We start from the raw sequence: 17789 nt of genomic DNA on the forward strand, positions 1-17789 counted from the left end.
ACGAAATAAATTATGAATCAACTCTCTCCCTACCGAAGACAAAGGGCTTTTTTATCTCAATTTACAACGGGTCAAATTCATTTGAAAAATCCATGGGTTGTAGCTTTTTTTTCATTTTCATATCCTGGATTTGGACATTTAATGCATCACCGGTATGCTGCTGCCTTTATTTTAATTTTATGGGAAACATTCATCAATCAAATGTCTAATGTAAACCTTGGTATCCTATATTCGTTATTAGGTAACTTTGACAAAGCTAAAGAAGTATTAGATGAACGCTGGTTAATGCTATATGTATCTATTTATATGTTCGGTATATGGGATAGTTATCGTACTACCATAGATTTAAATAAACAATATATCTTAGCGGACCGAGAAGATGCACCCATTTTGCCTTTAAAAATGGGGGCATGGGACATGAACTATTTAGATAAACGAAAACCATGGGTTGCCTTAGTATGGTCAGCTCTATTCCCCGGTCTCGGACATTTGTACCTTCATAATGTCATATCTGGATTTTTTATTTTTCTTTATACAGTAGGAATTTGTTATTTTGGACATATTCTGCATGCCATACACCTTTCCATGTTGGGGAATTTTAATCAGGCTAAAGACATTCTTGATATGCAATGGACATTATACTTCCCATCGATCTACCTTTTTGTCATTTATGATTCTTATGTGTCGGCAGTTGAGCACAACAAACTATTTGAAAAAGAAATGTCCTTATACTTACGAAATAAATACCAAAATAAGAATTTTAAACCTCCCATATAAAAGGAGTGTGAATATTTTGTTTGTCATTGCTACCTTTGAAAATTCAATCTCTATTGAATTAATTATAACTGAACTGGAACTTTATGAAGTTCCAAATGATCAGATCTTAGCAGTTCCACTTGATAAGAAAAGGGAACATCGACAACTGTTTGATTCGATTCATAAAGCAGATGGACTCAGTTTGTTTGATGGTGCCGCCATATTGGGCACATGTATGATGCTATTAGGAGCAATATATGGCTATATCTTAGAATGGGGTCCCATTATTTGGGGCATTATCGGTGCAGTTAGTGGCTTGCTTATAGGCTTTTTAATAAAAATGTTATTAATTAAAAGAAATAAAAGAGGAGCAAAATCTTTATCATCTGAAATTGTATTAATGATACGATGTGAAAATCATCAATGGCATATGATTGAAAACATTTTATGGAAAAATGGAGCACTCGGACTGTCGAGAATAAGACATCTGTAATGGTACCTATAATAAGAGATCTGCCAAAATGACAGACCTCTTAAAATACTTTATTATGCATTTTTAGTTCCTTTTAATTTTTCCATAAAAAGCACAACGCCTACCGTTAAGACAACGCATAATACGAGCTTAAATAAAGCCATGATTGGGGAAAACAAAACGGCCATCCCAATCAAGAGTGCTATAAGGCCGTATAATGGTTTTTTCATTGCGAACTGACCAAGAACGCCCCCAAAGATAGCTGGAAGGATAAACTGAAGAGCGTCTTGAACGGATTGCGGGATAATAGAAAGAAGGAATGTTCCTCCTAAAACAGATACAATGACCACGATAATATTGGTTAATGAAGCGGTCGCGATCCCTAAAGTACCAGCGAGTTCTGCCTTCTTCGTTCCAGGCTCAGCACCTACAGACTCTTGAGCAGCTGCTGCACATGGAAGACACATATTGGCAATATTTCCTGTAAGAAATGCAATATACGTACCGGATTTCCCTAAAATTGGGTAGTAGGTGATCGGTTCTAAAAACCACATAACTCCTACAAAGGCAGCGTAACCGACTAAACCTCCAAGAATAGCTGACCACCCCGGATGATACCCTAGTATAAAGGAAAAATATAATGGGGGAACAAACGACACGGCAATAAGTGTCCATAAAGTTAGCCGTCCCCAAAAATCGGACTGTTTATGAAAAGTTTCCATCCCCATTGTGTCAGAACTAAAATCAACACTACTTGTCACTTCAACTTCTACTGACCTTGTAACCGCCATTTGTTACATCCCTCCTATTATTAAATAAGCGTCGATAGATAACCAATCGTCAAACCGACCACAAGTGAAATACCCAATGCCCATTCAGAAAGCCAGCGAATATTCATTTTCTTCGCTAACGTTAAGATCATCATCATCATGACCGCCGAGATAATAACTGTTAATGTTTCACTAAAACCATTTGCCATTTGTTGACTGGCAAGATAACCAAAGGCTCCAAGCATGGCTGCAGTAGAAACAATTGTTATCATGGTCGCATTCTTCTTCTCAATCTTTTTCTGTGCTTTCCCTAGGGACTTTGTAAATAAAGCTGTAAAAATTAGCCAACCCGTTCCCCCTAGGCACATCGTCCAAACAGCATTAGTAAATGCAACTAGGCCAAATTCAGATGAGTTTAACTCCACACCATAGGCGTTCGCTCCAATCCCTGCAGCCGTTAATTCAGTTGCCGCTGACCCAATGATTCCGATACGCGCCAAAGTCATCGGACCACCGAGGACTGCAATAAGCGAAATAATAACGACAACAATTCCAAATGAAGGACCAAGACTGCTTATAAATCCGGTCCTTATCGCTCTTTTCGTTTCAAGCGAGGTCATTCCAATACTTGGTGCTGTTTTTGAAGTTATACGCATAAAGATCAGTGCTTGGAAAATGACAATGAAAGCAAATACACTAGCTATAATCCATACCGGGGTACTGTTTGCTAAAGTTAATACCTCTTCCATTTTATGACCTCCTTAATAGTAGACTACTTTTTTGCCATCTAGTTTCTTTTTTAACTTCAAGGTAATAGGAGCTATCCTTTTACCTTGAAGTTTTAAAATAGAGTAATTGCCTTTTCTCAATATTTGTTAAGCTTTACTTTGCTGAGGTTTGAACTAGCTCTGTTTGGCTACTTTCCCTTTCTGTTAAATAATCAAATACAGCAGAGATAAACAGCTTACCGATATCAATCATCGAGCGCTCATCAACATTAAATTTCGGGTGATGATGCGGGTATTTCTCAATTAATTCTGAAGCACCGCCAACGTAAACAAAGGTGCCTGGTTTTTCTTGTAAATAATACGCGAAATCCTCCATTCCCATTTGTGGTGGTAAGGCATGAACATTTTCTTCACCAAATAGATGTTTGGCCAACCCTTCCAACCGTTTTGTCTCAGCTGGATCATTTTTAACAGCTGGATAGCCTCTTACATATCGAAACGCAGCGGTTGCGCCCAACCCTTTACAAGTTGATTCGACAATATCGCCAATCAATTGCTCAATCATATCACGGACATCTTCATCGAATGTTCGAACCGTTCCTGTAATCTTCGCCTTATCTGGAATTACGTTAAATCCTGAACCCGCGTTGAAAGCAGCAATAGAGACAACAGCTGGTTTCACAGGGTCTACTTTTCTACTTACTACTTGCTGTAAATTTACGATCAACTGGCTCCCAACAGTTATTGGGTCCACCGTTAAATGAGGAGTTGCCGCATGTCCCCCTCGACCGAAAATTTCAATTTCAATCGTATCTCCAGCAGCCATCGCATCTCCTTCTTTGACCCCGATAAGTCCCAGAGGTTGAATGGATGAAACGTGAGCACCGTACACCACATCTACACCATCAAGGCAGCCATCCTCAATCATTGCCTTCGCTCCCCCTGGAATGACTTCCTCTGCAAACTGATGGAGGAAAACGATATTCCCTGGGATTAGGTCTTTGTTTTCACTTAACACGGTAGCGACCCCTAGTAATGCTGCCGTATGTATATCATGGCCACAGGCGTGCATGACTCCAGGAACACGTGATTTATACTCAATATCCGTCTCCTCTTGGATGGGGAGAGCATCAAAATCCGCACGAAGCGCAACGGTTTTTCCTGGCTTTCCTCCCCTTAATAACCCAACAACTCCAATTCCTCCAACTTCAGTTCTTACTTCAATTCCTAATTTGGTCAGGAACTCTGCAACCTTTTTAGGTGTGTTGACTTCATGATGAGAAAGCTCAGGATACATATGAAGATCTCGGCGAAAACCCACCATTTCTGGATATAATTCTTGTAATCTGTCAAAAAGCTTATCTAACATATGAATGCACCTTCCCTTTATCAAAAATTTATTTAAACCAATAACATTCTTTAAACTGAATATTATTAGTTATCAGAAAATAAAAGAGACCATTTTTCTATTCAATAATACCTAAGATAGTTCTACATCCTGTCTTAAAGCCAGTGTAGGACGCATTTTCCCGTATCCCGTTGCTTGTTCATAAGCAGCCCCAATTCTCAATACTTCATAATCCCCTCTAGGTGGGCCGACAATTTGAATCCCAAGAGGAAGTCCCTCTTTTGTAAAACCACTCGGAACGGACAAAGAAGGATTCCCGGTAGCAGAAATATAATAACAAGACCGCATCCAATCAATATAGTTTTCCATTTGGACGCCATCAATACTATCTGGGTACTCAATGTCTGCATCAAAGGCTGGAACTTGGCTGACCGGTAATAATAACGCATCGTATTTTTCAAAGAAAGCACGCATGTGATTGTAAAGTTGGAAGCGAAAGTTTTCGGCGCGCCCCATCTTCATGGCGTTCAAGTTTCGTCCTTTTTCCACATTCCAAATGAAACTTGGTTTCATCATTTCTTTGAAGCGATCAAAAAGATCTGAATAGGTAAGCTCAAATTCATAAGCACGTAAGACTTGGAAAACTTCTTCAGCATTCCCTAAATCTGGACATGCTTCTTCAACATAACAACCCATTTCTTCAAAAATACGAACTTGTTGTTCAAGGTTTCTTCTCACTTCAGATTCAACAGGGAGAATACCACCTAAATCGGCTGACCAAGCAATTCGTAATCCTTTCAAATCACGATTAAAGTTGGTTGAAAATACGCTTCCCGGTTCCTCAATGGATAGAGGTGAACGATGATCCGGTCCAGCAATAACTGACAGCATAAAAGCAGCATCATCTACGTCTCTTGCCATAGGGCCTTGTACTCCTAACGGCGAGTATAACGCTGCCTTAGGATATGGAATCCTCCCAGGCGAGGTTCGAAGGCCTACAACATTATTAAAACAAGCCGGATATCTCAAGGATCCTCCCATATCGCTTCCATCTGCTAACGGAATCATTCCGCATGCTACGGCTACGGCTGCGCCACCACTGCTGCCTCCCGCTGTTTTTTTAGGATTGTAGGGATTTCGCGTGACACCAAAGACTTTATTGAAAGTATGTGAGCCAGCAGCAAATTCGGGGACATTTGTCTTTCCAATCACTATAGCTCCGGCTGCACGTAATCGTTCAACAATAAGATCATCTGAGGAAGCCATGTTCTCACGGAAAATAGGAGATCCATATGTAGTGAAAAACCCTGTTGCATTGTGGGTATCTTTAATGGCAATAGGTAGACCGTGTAGGGGACCAACATCTTTTCCCGAAGCAAGCCTTTCATCTGCAATTATAGCTGAATGCAACGCTCGCTCTTCATCCAGGGAAACAATGGCATTGACTGTGGGGTTTATCTGTTTAATTTGTTCCAAATGAGCTTCAACCACTTCTCGAGCAGAGAGCTTTCGCTCACGAATCTTACTGGCTAGACTTCGTGCACTTTCAAAACAAATCTCCTTTGTCACATGAACAGCCCCTTTCTTTTATTAAACTCAAACTTGGTTTGAGTATGTCGATTGTCGACAGTTTATTTGACTAATCAACTTAATTATATGAGTCTTTCTCACTGTCTAGAGATCAAGCGAATTTACTTTGAATAACATTCAGCTTTCCATTAAGTTGTTATTAGACTAGCAGATAAATTTTTTACCATCTACATAGTTGTAAGATTAAATTACATATTTTTCTTCACTAGTGTTGCATAAATAGTGTCATAATTTTCAGTTTACTCACCTTCCCTGTTTAGAGGCAAAAAAGTAAATACCCAATCAAAGGTGGCCCTATCCATTTGGAAATTTATTTACAATTAGACTTTTGCAACGACGACAATTTGCATATTTAAGGGATGGCTTTTCCTTCAATCTTTCGAAGCCAAACATTCGCTGGTTTCCACAATGCAGCCCTTAGATAACGGCTAATCTGTAAGGTTTTTCGCTTGCTTCTGGTCTCGATTTGTACGAGAACATGTAGGCAAAAAACAATTAGTGCGATAAATACTTGATTTTGAATCGCCCATTCGCTTTGACCGTAGAACTTTTTGATGCTGAGATGTTGTTTGATCCATTTAAAAAACAGCTCAATGGCCCACCGTGATTTATACATTTCTGAAATTTCTTCGGCGCTTAAATCAAAACGATTTGTAATTAAATGAAGTTCATTTCCTTTTGAGTCAATCACTTTTAGAAGCCGAAAGTAATTTTCAGCACGGTTTTGAGTCGTACCTATCAACACCATTTGGTCTGATAAAACAGCTGTATCCTTGGGTAGCTTAAAATCGTATACGTTCCGTATGACTGCATTTTTGCGTAGCCGTGAAAGAAAGAAGTAGCTATCATCAGTCATGCGATCAAAGCGCTCGTAGTCTAGATAACCACGGTCAAACACATACATGCATTCCTTGTCATCCACCATGATTTCAAGCTGACCACGGTCATGTTCTTTTGCCGTTGTCATAACGGCCTTTTCAGGATAGGATATACCCTTTTCCATAAACACAAGGCGCAAATGTAACTTTACACCTGCTTTTGTTTTGCGGAATTTAGCCCATTTATGATTGGTCAAATTAAGTGGCAATGTGCTTGAATCAATGATTTTTAACGGCATCACGAGTTTCGTGTAATGCGTTTTGGCATGAATTTGTGACACTAAATCAAGGAAAAGCCTTTGAAATAGATCAGGGTTTATGCCGTTTAACCGCCGTGACAACTGAGAAATACTAATAGAATCAAGGTCTATCCCTTTTTGAAGCTGGTCATCGAAAAGACAATCACCCAGCGCATGCAGACTTTCAATTTCTTGTAGCTGCGCAAAAAGTAGTAATTTTAGAAATGACTCTGTCGTTAATTTTTTCGTATAGTAATCTAATTTCATCGTTTTCACGTTTTCTTCAAATAATTGAAGATTTATAGGTGAAAACCATTGTCCAAATGAAGTTTTTCGTGTAATCTGGTCCATGTGATGGTCCTTTTTTAGTGGATTTGGACGGGTTACCACCTGACTAATCCATTATAAAGGACTTTTTCTTTGCACAAAATAATAATATTGAACCACTAGTGTTGCATAAATAATTTCGTAATTTTCAGTTTAATTATATTCTCTATTTAGAGCCAAAAAAGTAAATACCCAACAAAGGTGGCTCCATCCATTTGGAAATTTATTTACAATTAGACCTGTGTGACGACGACAACTTTCTTATCAAGGAATGGCTTTTCCTTCAATTTTTCGGAGCCAAATATGGGCTGGTTTCCAAAGGGCAGCCCGTAGATAACGGCTAATTTTTAAGGTTTTTCGCTTACTATTTGTCTCAAGTTGAACAAGAACATGTAGGCAAAAAACGATAAGTGCGATAAACACTTGATTTTGAATGGCCCATTCGCTTTGTCCGTAGAACTTTTTGATGCTAAGGTGCTGTTTGATCCATTTAAAAAACAACTCAATGGCCCACCTTGATTTATACATCTCTGAAATTTCTTCAGCGTTCAAATCAAAGCGATTGGTGATTAAATGGAGTTCATTTCCTTTGGAATCAAGCACTTTTAGAAGGCGAAAGTAATTTTCAGCACGGTTTTGGGTTGTACCAATCAGGACCATTTGATCTGATAAAACAGCGGAATCCTCGGGTAGTTTAAAATCATAAACCTCCCGTATAACGGCGTTTTTTCTTAGCCTTGATAGAAAAAAGTAACCGCCATCTGTCATGCGATCAAAGCGCTCGTAGTCTAGATAGCCACGGTCAAACACATACATGCATTCCTTGTCATCGACCATGATTTCAAGTTGACCACGATCATGTTCGTTTGCCGTTGTTATGACTGCTTTTTCTGGATAGGACGCACCTTTTTCCATAAACACAAGGCGTAGATGCAACTTCACACCGGCTTTTGTCTTACGGAACTTTGCCCATTTATGATTGGTCAAATTAAGTGGCAATGTGCTTGAATCAATGATTTTTAACGGCATGACCAGTTTCGTATAGTGTGTCTTGGCATGAATTTGTACGACCAAATCAAGGAAAAGCCTTTGAAATAGATCTGGGTTCATGCCATTTAATCGCCGTGACAGCTGAGAAATACTGATCGAATCAAGGTCAATCCCTTTTTGAAGTTGGTCATCGAATAGACAATCACCTAGCGCATGCAGGCTTTCGATTTCTTCTAGCTGGGCAAAAAGTAGTAATTTTAGGAAAGACTCTGTCGTTAATTTTTTCGTATAGTAATCTAATTTCATCGTTTTCACCTGTTCTTCAAATAATTGAATATTAATTGGTGAAAACCATTGTCCAAATGAAGTTTTTCGTGTAATCTTGTCCATGAGATGTGTCCTTTTTAGTGGATTTGGACGGGTTACCACCTGACTTATCCATTATAAAGGACTTTTTCTTTGCACAATATAATAAAGTTGAACATTTTGAGTATTTTTAATAGTGAAATTAAATTAATGCAACACTAGTGATTTTTCTTTAATTCCATCTTTTCTAATCCATATCTTGTTAGGTTATATTTCATGGCTACCCTAATTAATTAAACATCAATCGTACGGCGACAACAATCAAGCAAGTAGATAAAACACCTAGTATTGTTTTTTCTGGAACTTTGGCTGCTATTTTTGCTCCAAAGTGTCCCCCTACTACTGAACCAAGTGCTAGAAATAGAACTTTCTCCCATAAAATATGGTCAAACATCATATGAGAAATGGATCCGATCACTGCTGTAATCAAAATAAAAAATGAGGAGGTTGCAGTCGCGATATGCACAGGAAAGGTCAGTAATAATACCATCGTTGGAACCAATGACCGATCCCCCACCAATACCAAATAAACTCGATAAGAATCCAACCAGGATGGCAATAAAGGTACCCACCTTTAGATTAAAAGAATATGAATATTCCTTACCTGTTGAGTCTACTATTGTTCTATTCGTTGTCGGCATGAGGGATATTCCCTTACTAGGCTTCACAATTAAGCTGATGGCCATCAATAACATGAATAATCCAAAAGATATAAAGAATGCCTTACTTGTAATAAAATCGGCTATCCAAGCTCCAAGTATAGAACCCGGTACCATAGCAAATGCAAATAAGCCACCACTTTTATAATCGATTCTTTTTTGCTTAGCAAATACAAACGTACTCGTGAGGGAGATAAACACTAAAACAGCCATGGATGTTCCAATAATGTCCGCAACGGGATAACTATATAAAAGCGCTAAACTAGGGACAATAATAAAACCACCACCAAGCCCAACCAGTGAACCAAACATAGCTGCAATCATACCAATTGACAGCAATACAATATTCTCCATTCTACTCTCCTAATTTTTTGTTGTAATTAATTGATTAGCTCTCAATATGTTCTTTGTAAACCTGAACATTTCTTTCGACTCTGTCAAATACACTTCGGTTATGAGAATCAAGTAACTTTTTCGCTTCATCAATATTTTTCTCATATAAATATTCAACTAATTGTTCATGTTCACTAATCGATTTTCTAACATCTTCCTCTTTCATAAATGCTACATTTTGAATAGATAACAAGATATTCCCTAAACGATCGTAATTCGATTTAATTACTTCACTTTCACTTGCTAATATCAATTGCTGATGAAATTGGTAATTTAGTTCCGCATACTCATAACTTTGTTTATTAATTTCCTTTGTTTTATTGATAATATCCTCCATAGTTTGGAGATAGTTTTCATTATTTTTATTCCTTAATTTTTCAAGAGCCATATTTTCTAGGAAACATCTAATCTCGATCAAATCCTTTGTTTCCTCAGAAGAAAACCCCCGTACTACGGTTCCTTTCCTAGGAATTCTTTTTACAATTCCTTCAACCGTTAACAAATAGAACGCTTCACGAACTGGTGCCCTGCTGGTACCAAATGCTTCAGCATATTGGGCTTCTACCAATTTTTCACCTGGAAGCAATTTTCCTAAAAGAATATCTCTCATAATTGTTTCTTTAATCAAGTTTGATAATGCGTTATTATTGAATAACTCATTGTTCATTCTTACACCTCCCCTGAGATACATTTCTCTCTTGTCGACTGTCGACCATACAGAAATACTTGTTGTACAAAATATTAATCTAACAATTAACAAAATTCATTATTCATGTAAGGTCACTTAACATCATATTTACCATTACACAAATAAAAAAACCAAAGTCCAAAAAGAGCACCCTAAGAAATGGTGCTCCATGAACTATTACAACCGATACTCAAACCAATCAAAATACGCAGGGTTTTTAGAAGCACATCCATTTCCTGTGGCATAAAGTCCTAAGAAAACCCCTGTAAATCCACCTGTTACTTCCGTTGATATAAGACAGCATTCTCCAGTACCTATGGTAATCGACTCCCTACCCCGTGATTGATAAGTGAATGTAAAGTTTTTGGCATCTGCCTGAACCGACAGAATAATAGAATCTTGTTCATACTCATTCTCCGACTCTACTTTCCAAAGGGAACCAATCCTACGTCTGACAAAGACCTTTTTCACCCCATTACGGATTCCCACCGCGATCTCATAATGAAATCGCTCATTCATGAAGACGGTCAGTCCAGCCTCTTCCCCTTCCTCGGTTGGTGAAAACTCAAAAAGTGTGGAGATGTTACAATCAAAGTGCTGTTGTCTTTTGCCAACAAAAGTATTCTGTTCCTCCTTCAGCAATCGTTAAATAGTAGGTTCTGTTAATATTGTAAAGGTAAGGTCCTTCAGGATGAGCACCGCCCGTTCCTTCCCAAATCAATCGTATAAGCGGAAATTTTTCGGTTAAGCTCCCGAATAGAGCTTGGTTCGGGGTATATAAGCGGAGTTTAACCGATTAAGCAAAGCAAAGTTACCCATTTTCTGGATTTTCGAGTCAATAGTCGGATTCTCTCCGGCTATTTTAGCTATTTTCAGTACAATTTCAAGATTAAGAGAAATTTTTCCGCTTATTTATCAAACTCAGTTAGTGCTTATGAACTTGTATCACTTTCGGGTGCTTTAATAATAAAGGAAATAGACATATTTGCATCTCCAATCCTTTTTAACTTTGTGTATGTACTTCCTTTTACAGTTTTACACCTCAAAAATAAACACGTTATCTTAAGATAAGGAGAGTTTTTTATGGTGCAGAAATGGACATGAAGGATAACATCTTTAGTAGTTTGAGAGATGTTCTATTTACTTGGATAAACGGATCTGTTTCAAAGAATTTTCAAAATTCTTTTTGACAACCTGAATTTAACATGCTAATATGATTAACAAATTCAAACATGTAAATATCAATATACAATATACTCTTATTCAGAGAGGTGGAGGGACAGGCCCTATGAAGCCCGGCAACCATTTAACAGATTTGTTAAAAAGGTGCTAATTCCTGCAAAGCATATAGCTTTGATAAATAAGAGAGGATAAGGACCTCTCTATTTTTTAATAGAGAGGTCTTTTGTTTATAAGATAAGCCATATTTATATTTTTCTATTAAAACTTAATACAAAATGCAACAGATGCTTTGTATGTCATGTACTTAGCTTAAAAGGGAAGCCCGGTGAAAATCCGGCACGGTCCCGCCACTGTAATGGGGAGCGACTTATCAATGAACCACTGTTTCATATTTATGAAATGGGAAGGGATAAGAAGCTGTGAACCAGAGTCAGGAGACCTGTCTGTTGTATGCACTTGTACTCTACGGATGTATAGAGAGGAGTGAGGAATACGTGTTGAGAAAACCAGACTGTCTCAACTCTAGTTAACTATGCGTATGAATCTCTCTTTTCTCATTGAAAAGGGAGATTTTTTGTTGAAGACGAAAATACAATCAAACAAGGAGTGTAAAATAACGATGGTAAAAAGCTCAAATTTAGGTTATCCAAGAATTGGTGAAAACCGAGAATGGAAAAAAACGCTCGAACAGTTTTGGACAGGCAAACTAGAAAAAGAGACATTCTTACAACAGATGGAGGAAATCCGCCTTTCCTCTCTTCAGAAACAAAAGGAACAAGGAATTGACTTCATCCCTGTTGGTGACTTCAGTTTGTATGATCATGTTCTCGATACAGCTACCATGTTCGGTCTTGTACCGAAACGATATGAATACACGGGAGGTAAAGTATCACTTGAAACATATTTTGATATCGCACGAGGTACGAAAGGTGCGGTTGCATCTGAAATGACTAAATGGTTTAACACAAACTATCACTATATTGTTCCAGAACTTTACGAGGCAGTCCCTTCCCTTGTGGAGAACCGTCCCCTTCAATTTTATAAAGAGGCGAAACAAAAACTGGATATTCTCGGAAAACCAGTGATTTTAGGACCCATTACCTTTGTAAAACTATCAAAGGGCTATAAAGACAATGACTTAAAAACAGTAGTTGATCAATTTGTCCCACTTTACGCTACTATTTTAACTGAATTACAAGAAGAAGGTGTCGAATGGGTACAAATCGATGAGCCAATCCTAGCTACAACGATTTCAGAAGAAGACATGGCTCTATTTCACGATGTTTATAAACAGTTGAATGATGCAGCTCCGAACATTAAGGTGATTTTACAAACTTATTTTGAAAGCATTGACCATTATGAAGAGGTCATCTCCCTTCCTGTTCAAGGAATTGGACTTGACTTTGTACATGATAACAATCAAAACCTCGCTGCTTTGAAAAAGTTTGGCTTCCCACAAGATAAAGTGCTAGCTGCCGGAATCATTGATGGGCGTAACATATGGCGTGCGAATCTAGATGATAAGTATTCCCTTCTTTCAGAAATTGCGGAAGTTGTCTCAAAAGACCGTCTGATCCTACAGCCTTCATCCAGCTTGTTACATGTACCTGTAACCGTTAAGAATGAAGAAACACTTGAGGAAGTGTTAAAAGAGGCATTATCGTTTGCTGATGAAAAATTACAGGAGATTGTTCTACTGACCAAAGGCTTACAAGGTGGGAAAGAAACCATACAGAAAGAAATTTCAGCAAGTAAAAAAGCGATTCAAGCACTAAATCATTCAGCCTCTCGTAACAACACACAAGTTCAAGAAGACATTCAAAACTTGCGTACGTTTAGAGCTGAACGGGAGACAACATCTGAGGTTCGTCAACAGATTCAAGATGAGACTTTTCAATTGCCCCTTCTTCCAACGACCACAATTGGAAGCTTCCCACAAACACAAGAAGTGAGGAAACAGCGTTTAAAATGGCGTAAAGGCGAGTTAACTGATGCGGATTATCAAGAATATATAAAAGCGGAAATGAAAAAATGGATTGACATTCAGGAAGAACTGGGTCTAGATGTGTTCGTGCATGGCGAATTTGAACGGACAGATATGGTTGAATATTTTGGTGAAAAATTGGCCGGTTTTCAATTTACCAAATTCGGCTGGGTCCAGTCATATGGTTCCCGTTGTGTCAAGCCACCTCTTATTTATGGGGATGTATCCTTTCAAGAACCGATGACTGTCAAAGAAACGGTATATGCCCAGTCGTTAACAACCAAGCCTGTAAAAGGAATGTTGACAGGTCCTATTACCATTTTAAACTGGTCGTTTGTACGAGATGATATTTCACGCTATGAGGTTGCTAATCAAATTGCCCTGGCGCTTCGAAAAGAAGTGGAAGTTCTTGAGGAAAATGGAATCCGTATGATTCAAGTGGATGAACCAGCCATTCGTGAGGGGCTACCACTAAAACAGGAGAAAAAGGAAAGTTACTTAGATGCTGCGGTTTATGCTTTTAAACTTGCCACAACATCCGTACAAAATGAAACACAAATTCACACACATATGTGTTATTCAGATTTCAAAAATATCATCGATGCCATTACAGCGCTTGATGCGGATGTTATTTCAATCGAAACATCTAGAAGTCATGGTGAATTGATTCACGCCTTCGAAGAACATACGTATGACAAAGGCATCGGTCTCGGTGTCTATGATATTCATAGTCCACGTGTACCAAAGCTTGAAGAACTGACAAGAAACATTGATCGTGCCCTTCAAGTCCTTAACCCAAAGCTGTTCTGGATCAATCCTGACTGCGGGTTAAAAACAAGAGGGATGGATGAGACCATTGCTTCACTGAAGGTAATGGTAGAAGCAGCCAAACAAACGAGAGAAAGATTGCTCGTGATAAAAGGATCATAATTTAGATACGGTATAAAAGAAAAGAAAGAGCCTATTTTGAAGAATGATTGTTCAGAATAGGCTCTTTCCCTATATAGAAAGAAGAGACGGCATTTGGGATTTTTTCAAAACAACAAACTTTACGAAAACAGCCTTTTATAAAACCTCACTTACTTGTGATACCGTTCACCGCCTCGGACAAAAATGAGGTTCTCTTGGATTTATGAGTTCTCGAGTAACCAGCAAAAGTGAAATAAGCGGAGATTTTTCCGTTAAATGCAGAATCGAGCTCGTTTCGGGTTAAATAAGGGGAAGTTTTCCGCTTATGCAAAGAAAAATCCCCCATTTTCTATTTTTTCGAGCCAATAGCCGGAATCTATCCGTCTATTTATGCCTTTTTTAGTACAAGTTACTAATTAAGCGGAATTTCTCCGTCTATTTTTCCGCTCGGGTGCTTAACCTGATCCCCCAACAGATAAGTGCATACGATTCTTGTGTCTTTTAATAAGAAAGCACCTGAATGGAAACATACTAGGAATAAAAACAGGCTCTTTCCCTTAAGCCATATATAATACAACCTCTTGTTTCTTCAAGGAAGCCTGTACATCAATAATCCGCTGATTACTGCTTCCCCGAAAACGTTTCTTCGGTATCATTTTCTCGATTAAAAACTTACCATCCACTAATACGTCTACTTCCTGTAGAAATTGTTGTACATCCGCATTCCTTTCAGCCCAACGTAAAAGTTCTTCAAATGTAAAGCCTGTATACGACCAAATATTTAATCCCGTTGCTTTTACACGTTTCACTAACGAAAAGAGCTCTTGGCAATAAAGAAAAGGTTCTCCACCGGATAAGGTTAATCCATCTAAAAAAGGATTCTCCATCATTTGGTTGTAAATATCATCTTCCACATAAGGTTCACCATAGTCTTTATCCCAGGATTCTTGATTATGACATCCAAGGCAATGATGCGGGCACCCTGATACAAAGAGAACCGCTCTCCACCCTACACCATTCGAGATAGAATCAGAATAGAAACCTCCGATTTTCAATTTCGTCCCCCCTGCCTTTTATGAATGAATCACTCGATCTAGTAATTCCGCTTTTTTACCATCATTCCACTTGCCTGTTGTACCAACCAGGTATCCAGTAATACGTTGGATAACATCCAACCGATCGCCATGACAGTATTCACATATGGTTGCATCGGCATCGCTTGTTTCGTGTCCACAATCTATGCATCGACAGATCGTATGATTTAAGCTGAAATAGCCGATATCTAATTGATGGGCCATGAGCACCATTTTTTCGATCGCCTGCCAGTTTTCTAATGCTTTTCCATCTAATTCAATATACGCAATATGTCCACCTAACGTTAAGGCATGGTACGGTGCTTCAATGGTCATTTTCTTAACCGCAGTCAAGTGATGCCAGACTGGGACATGGTTTGAATTGGTATAGTATTCTCGAGTATTAATTCCTTCTACTTCACCAAAACGTTCTCGATCATGTTTTGGAAATTTTTTGCATAACGACTCGGCGGGTGTAGCAAGTAAGCTATAGTTAAGTTGATATCGTTCTTTTAGTTCCGTACATTTATCTCGCATAAAAGTGACGATTTCCAACCCTTTTGTTTGTGCTTCATCCGATTCTCCGTGATGTTTCCCCACTAAAACGAGTAAACATTCTGCTAATCCAATAAATCCAATTGCTAAAGTAGATTGATTGATTACCTTTTCAATAGAGTCTTCTGGTTTTAATTCACTTCCACCCCGCCATAAATATTTCATGACCGTTTGGAACTGTTTCGCGAAAGCTTGTTTTTGGAAATCAAAGCGGATTTTTAATTGTTCACCCACTTCTTCTAGTAAATACTCAAGTTTTTCATAAAAACGGCTCCATTTCTCACCTTCAGAAATTCTTTCTTTTTTTCCTTCTTCCCATGTCTCTAATGCGATTCGCACTAGATTAATAGAAGTAAAGGAAGCATTCCCCCGACCAACGGAAGTTTTTTCTCCATGAATATTTTCAAATACACGAGTCCGACAACCCATGGTAGCTGCTTCATACAGATAACGTGTTGGATCTCCGGCACTCCATTTTTCATGCTGATTAAAGGGCGCATCTAAATTGATAAAGTTTGGAAAGAAACGTTTTGCCGTTACGCGACAAGCTAATTGGAATAAATCATAATTAGGATCGCCCTCTTTCAAGTTGACACCGTCTTTCACTTTAAAAATTTGAATCGGAAAAATAGCTGTATGCCCATAACCAACGCCACGTTCTGTTGAAAGGAGTAGCTGCTCCATCACACATCGTCCCTCTGGAGAGGTATCTGTCCCGTAATTAATGGAAGAGAAAACAACTTGATTCCCGCCGCGCGAATGAATGCTGTTCATGTTATGTATAAACCCTTCCATCGCTTGATACACCGTATTTATGGTACGATTCAATGCATATTGAATGACTCTTTCCTCTCCGCTCAAACCATCCAAATCATTTTCCTTATAAACAGAAATAGGAACAGCCATTAATTTATCAAAATCACTTCCCGTAAATTCACAAGCCTTCTTTAATTCTTTTTCATACGTTACTTTAACAAATGGAGCCATATAGAAATCAAATGCTGGAATGGCTTGTCCTCCGTGCATTTCATTTTGAGCAGTCTCAAGAGATATACACGCCATAATTGCCGCCCCATGAATCCCGTTGGGACGACGCAGTGCAGCATGATTCACCTCCATTCCCTTTTCGAGCAGTTGATCAAGCGGATGTTGTAAGCAAGTTAAGCTTCGAGTTGGATAATAATCCAGGTCATGGATATGGATCGCTCCCGTTCGATGCAAGAAATGATGTTCCGGTTTCAACAATTCGGCTGTCGTATAAGCTTTTGTTGTTTCACTTGCGAACTTCATCATCATACCCGAAGGTGTCTCCGCACTCATATTGGCATTTTCCTTCGTAATATCGTTTGATTCCGCACGAATAATCTGCTCCATCGTATCAAATGATTTTCCATTTCTAGCTTTCGTTCTTTCTTCACGGTATAAAATATAGGCAGTTGCTACGTCGATTCTTTCATTCTTCACTAGCTCCATTTCAACAAAGTCTTGAATTTCTTCTACTGAAATTTGCCTTTGTTGGATTTGTGTATGTAAAGCTTCCACTACCTTTTGAGCTAGGTTCGTTGTCATTCCTGGTTCTGTAGCTCGTTCAGCCTTTTCAACAGCCTGTATGATTTTTTCAGGACAAAACGGAACCATACATTTATCTCGTTTGATTACTTCTTGTAAGGTATTCATCATTAGCAAAATCATCACGTTCTTTCGTAATAGGATATGTAGGTGAAGAATGGTGGTTGATTACATTTTTAATAGGGAGGTTTTCTAGCAGCAGTTCAGATGGTTTAAGCATAAAGTTTCATCAAATCCCTCTTTTCGTCGTCATATAAAAAGGCTATCTCTTTAAAAGAGATAGCCTAAAATGGAAACGTTCAGAAATAAAAAA

General features: G+C 38.5%; 15 protein-coding genes and 2 riboswitches. Of the genes, 3 read left to right on the plus strand and 12 right to left on the minus strand.

The features are described 5' to 3' along the window. Window positions 1-81: 81 nt before the first annotated feature. Window positions 82-777 (plus strand): hypothetical protein, encoded by a 696-nt coding sequence (locus MKX65_RS11205; RefSeq protein ID WP_340903659.1) that lies wholly within the window; start codon window positions 82-84, stop codon window positions 775-777. Between the two features lie 16 nt (window positions 778-793). Then, window positions 794-1249, plus strand: a complete 456-nt coding sequence (locus tag MKX65_RS11210) for a hypothetical protein (RefSeq protein WP_340903660.1) — start codon at window positions 794-796, stop codon at window positions 1247-1249. Between the two features lie 53 nt (window positions 1250-1302). Here the strand turns inward: MKX65_RS11210 and MKX65_RS11215 are convergent, their stop codons facing one another. The 10 genes from MKX65_RS11215 to MKX65_RS11260 form a co-directional block, all read right to left on the minus strand. Further along, window positions 1303-2019: a small-conductance mechanosensitive channel gene (locus MKX65_RS11215; RefSeq protein ID WP_340903661.1), complete on the minus strand. Its 717-nt coding sequence runs from the start codon at window positions 2017-2019 to the stop codon at window positions 1303-1305. 20 nt (window positions 2020-2039) lie between these two features. Continuing rightward, a complete protein-coding gene (locus tag MKX65_RS11220; RefSeq protein WP_340903662.1) occupies window positions 2040-2747 on the minus strand; it encodes a DUF5058 family protein in 708 nt (235 codons plus the stop codon). Window positions 2748-2880: 133 nt separating this feature from the next. Further along, a complete protein-coding gene (locus MKX65_RS11225; protein WP_160548089.1) occupies window positions 2881-4095 on the minus strand; it encodes an amidohydrolase in 1215 nt (404 codons plus the stop codon). Between the two features lie 111 nt (window positions 4096-4206). Beyond that, window positions 4207-5643 (minus strand): amidase, encoded by a 1437-nt coding sequence (locus tag MKX65_RS11230; RefSeq protein ID WP_340903664.1) that lies wholly within the window; start codon window positions 5641-5643, stop codon window positions 4207-4209. A 373-nt stretch (window positions 5644-6016) separates the two neighbouring features. Beyond that, entirely contained in the window at window positions 6017-7132 is a 1116-nt protein-coding gene (locus MKX65_RS11235) for an IS4 family transposase (RefSeq protein ID WP_340902901.1), read from the minus strand. 240 nt (window positions 7133-7372) lie between these two features. Further along, window positions 7373-8488, minus strand: a complete 1116-nt coding sequence (locus tag MKX65_RS11240) for an IS4 family transposase (protein ID WP_340902899.1) — start codon at window positions 8486-8488, stop codon at window positions 7373-7375. A gap of 205 nt (window positions 8489-8693) precedes the next feature. Next, window positions 8694-8954, minus strand: a complete 261-nt coding sequence (locus tag MKX65_RS11245; protein WP_340906222.1) for a sulfite exporter TauE/SafE family protein — start codon at window positions 8952-8954, stop codon at window positions 8694-8696. Next, a complete protein-coding gene (locus MKX65_RS11250; RefSeq protein WP_340903665.1) occupies window positions 8851-9477 on the minus strand; it encodes a sulfite exporter TauE/SafE family protein in 627 nt (208 codons plus the stop codon). Before MKX65_RS11250 ends, MKX65_RS11245 begins: the two co-directional genes overlap by 104 nt. A 34-nt stretch (window positions 9478-9511) precedes the next feature. Then, window positions 9512-10183 (minus strand): FCD domain-containing protein, encoded by a 672-nt coding sequence (locus MKX65_RS11255; protein WP_160548868.1) that lies wholly within the window; start codon window positions 10181-10183, stop codon window positions 9512-9514. A 198-nt stretch (window positions 10184-10381) separates the two neighbouring features. Then, complete coding sequence (locus MKX65_RS11260) at window positions 10382-10846, minus strand: beta-xylosidase family glycoside hydrolase (protein WP_160548867.1); 465 nt, start codon at window positions 10844-10846, stop codon at window positions 10382-10384. Between the two features lie 614 nt (window positions 10847-11460). After that, window positions 11461-11571, plus strand: a riboswitch (SAM riboswitch). A gap of 80 nt (window positions 11572-11651) precedes the next feature. Next, window positions 11652-11847, plus strand: a riboswitch (cobalamin riboswitch). Window positions 11848-11999: 152 nt separating this feature from the next. Here MKX65_RS11260 and metE point away from each other — a divergent pair. Further along, window positions 12000-14300, plus strand: a complete 2301-nt coding sequence (gene metE, locus MKX65_RS11265) for a 5-methyltetrahydropteroyltriglutamate--homocysteine S-methyltransferase (RefSeq protein ID WP_340906223.1) — start codon at window positions 12000-12002, stop codon at window positions 14298-14300. A gap of 536 nt (window positions 14301-14836) precedes the next feature. On the opposite strand, the gene nrdG is transcribed toward metE, so the two are convergent. Beyond that, a complete protein-coding gene (gene nrdG, locus MKX65_RS11270) occupies window positions 14837-15334 on the minus strand; it encodes an anaerobic ribonucleoside-triphosphate reductase activating protein (RefSeq protein WP_340903666.1) in 498 nt (165 codons plus the stop codon). 18 nt (window positions 15335-15352) lie between these two features. Further along, window positions 15353-17599, minus strand: coding sequence for an anaerobic ribonucleoside triphosphate reductase (locus MKX65_RS11275; protein ID WP_340903668.1), 2247 nt, complete (start codon window positions 17597-17599; stop codon window positions 15353-15355). Between the last annotated feature and the right edge of the window lie 190 nt (window positions 17600-17789).

Source organism: Robertmurraya sp. FSL R5-0851 (assembly GCF_038002965.1).
Lineage (GTDB): Bacteria > Bacillota > Bacilli > Bacillales > Cytobacillaceae > Robertmurraya_A > Robertmurraya_A beringensis.

Excerpts from the sequence above, each read along its gene's own strand:
- MKX65_RS11215 (WP_340903661.1), bottom strand. The coding sequence starts at position 2,019 with ATGGCGGTTACAAGGTCAGTAGAAGTTGAAGTGACAAGTAGTGTTGAT.
- MKX65_RS11220 (WP_340903662.1), bottom strand. The coding sequence starts at position 2,747 with ATGGAAGAGGTATTAACTTTAGCAAACAGTACCCCGGTATGGATTATA.
- MKX65_RS11225 (WP_160548089.1), bottom strand. The coding sequence starts at position 4,095 with ATGTTAGATAAGCTTTTTGACAGATTACAAGAATTATATCCAGAAATG.
- MKX65_RS11235 (WP_340902901.1), bottom strand. The coding sequence starts at position 7,132 with ATGGACCAGATTACACGAAAAACTTCATTTGGACAATGGTTTTCACCT.
- MKX65_RS11240 (WP_340902899.1), bottom strand. The coding sequence starts at position 8,488 with ATGGACAAGATTACACGAAAAACTTCATTTGGACAATGGTTTTCACCA.
- MKX65_RS11245 (WP_340906222.1), bottom strand. The coding sequence starts at position 8,954 with ATGGTATTATTACTGACCTTTCCTGTGCATATCGCGACTGCAACCTCC.
- MKX65_RS11250 (WP_340903665.1), bottom strand. The coding sequence starts at position 9,477 with ATGGAGAATATTGTATTGCTGTCAATTGGTATGATTGCAGCTATGTTT.
- MKX65_RS11255 (WP_160548868.1), bottom strand. The coding sequence starts at position 10,183 with ATGAACAATGAGTTATTCAATAATAACGCATTATCAAACTTGATTAAA.
- MKX65_RS11275 (WP_340903668.1), bottom strand. The coding sequence starts at position 17,599 with ATGATTTTGCTAATGATGAATACCTTACAAGAAGTAATCAAACGAGAT.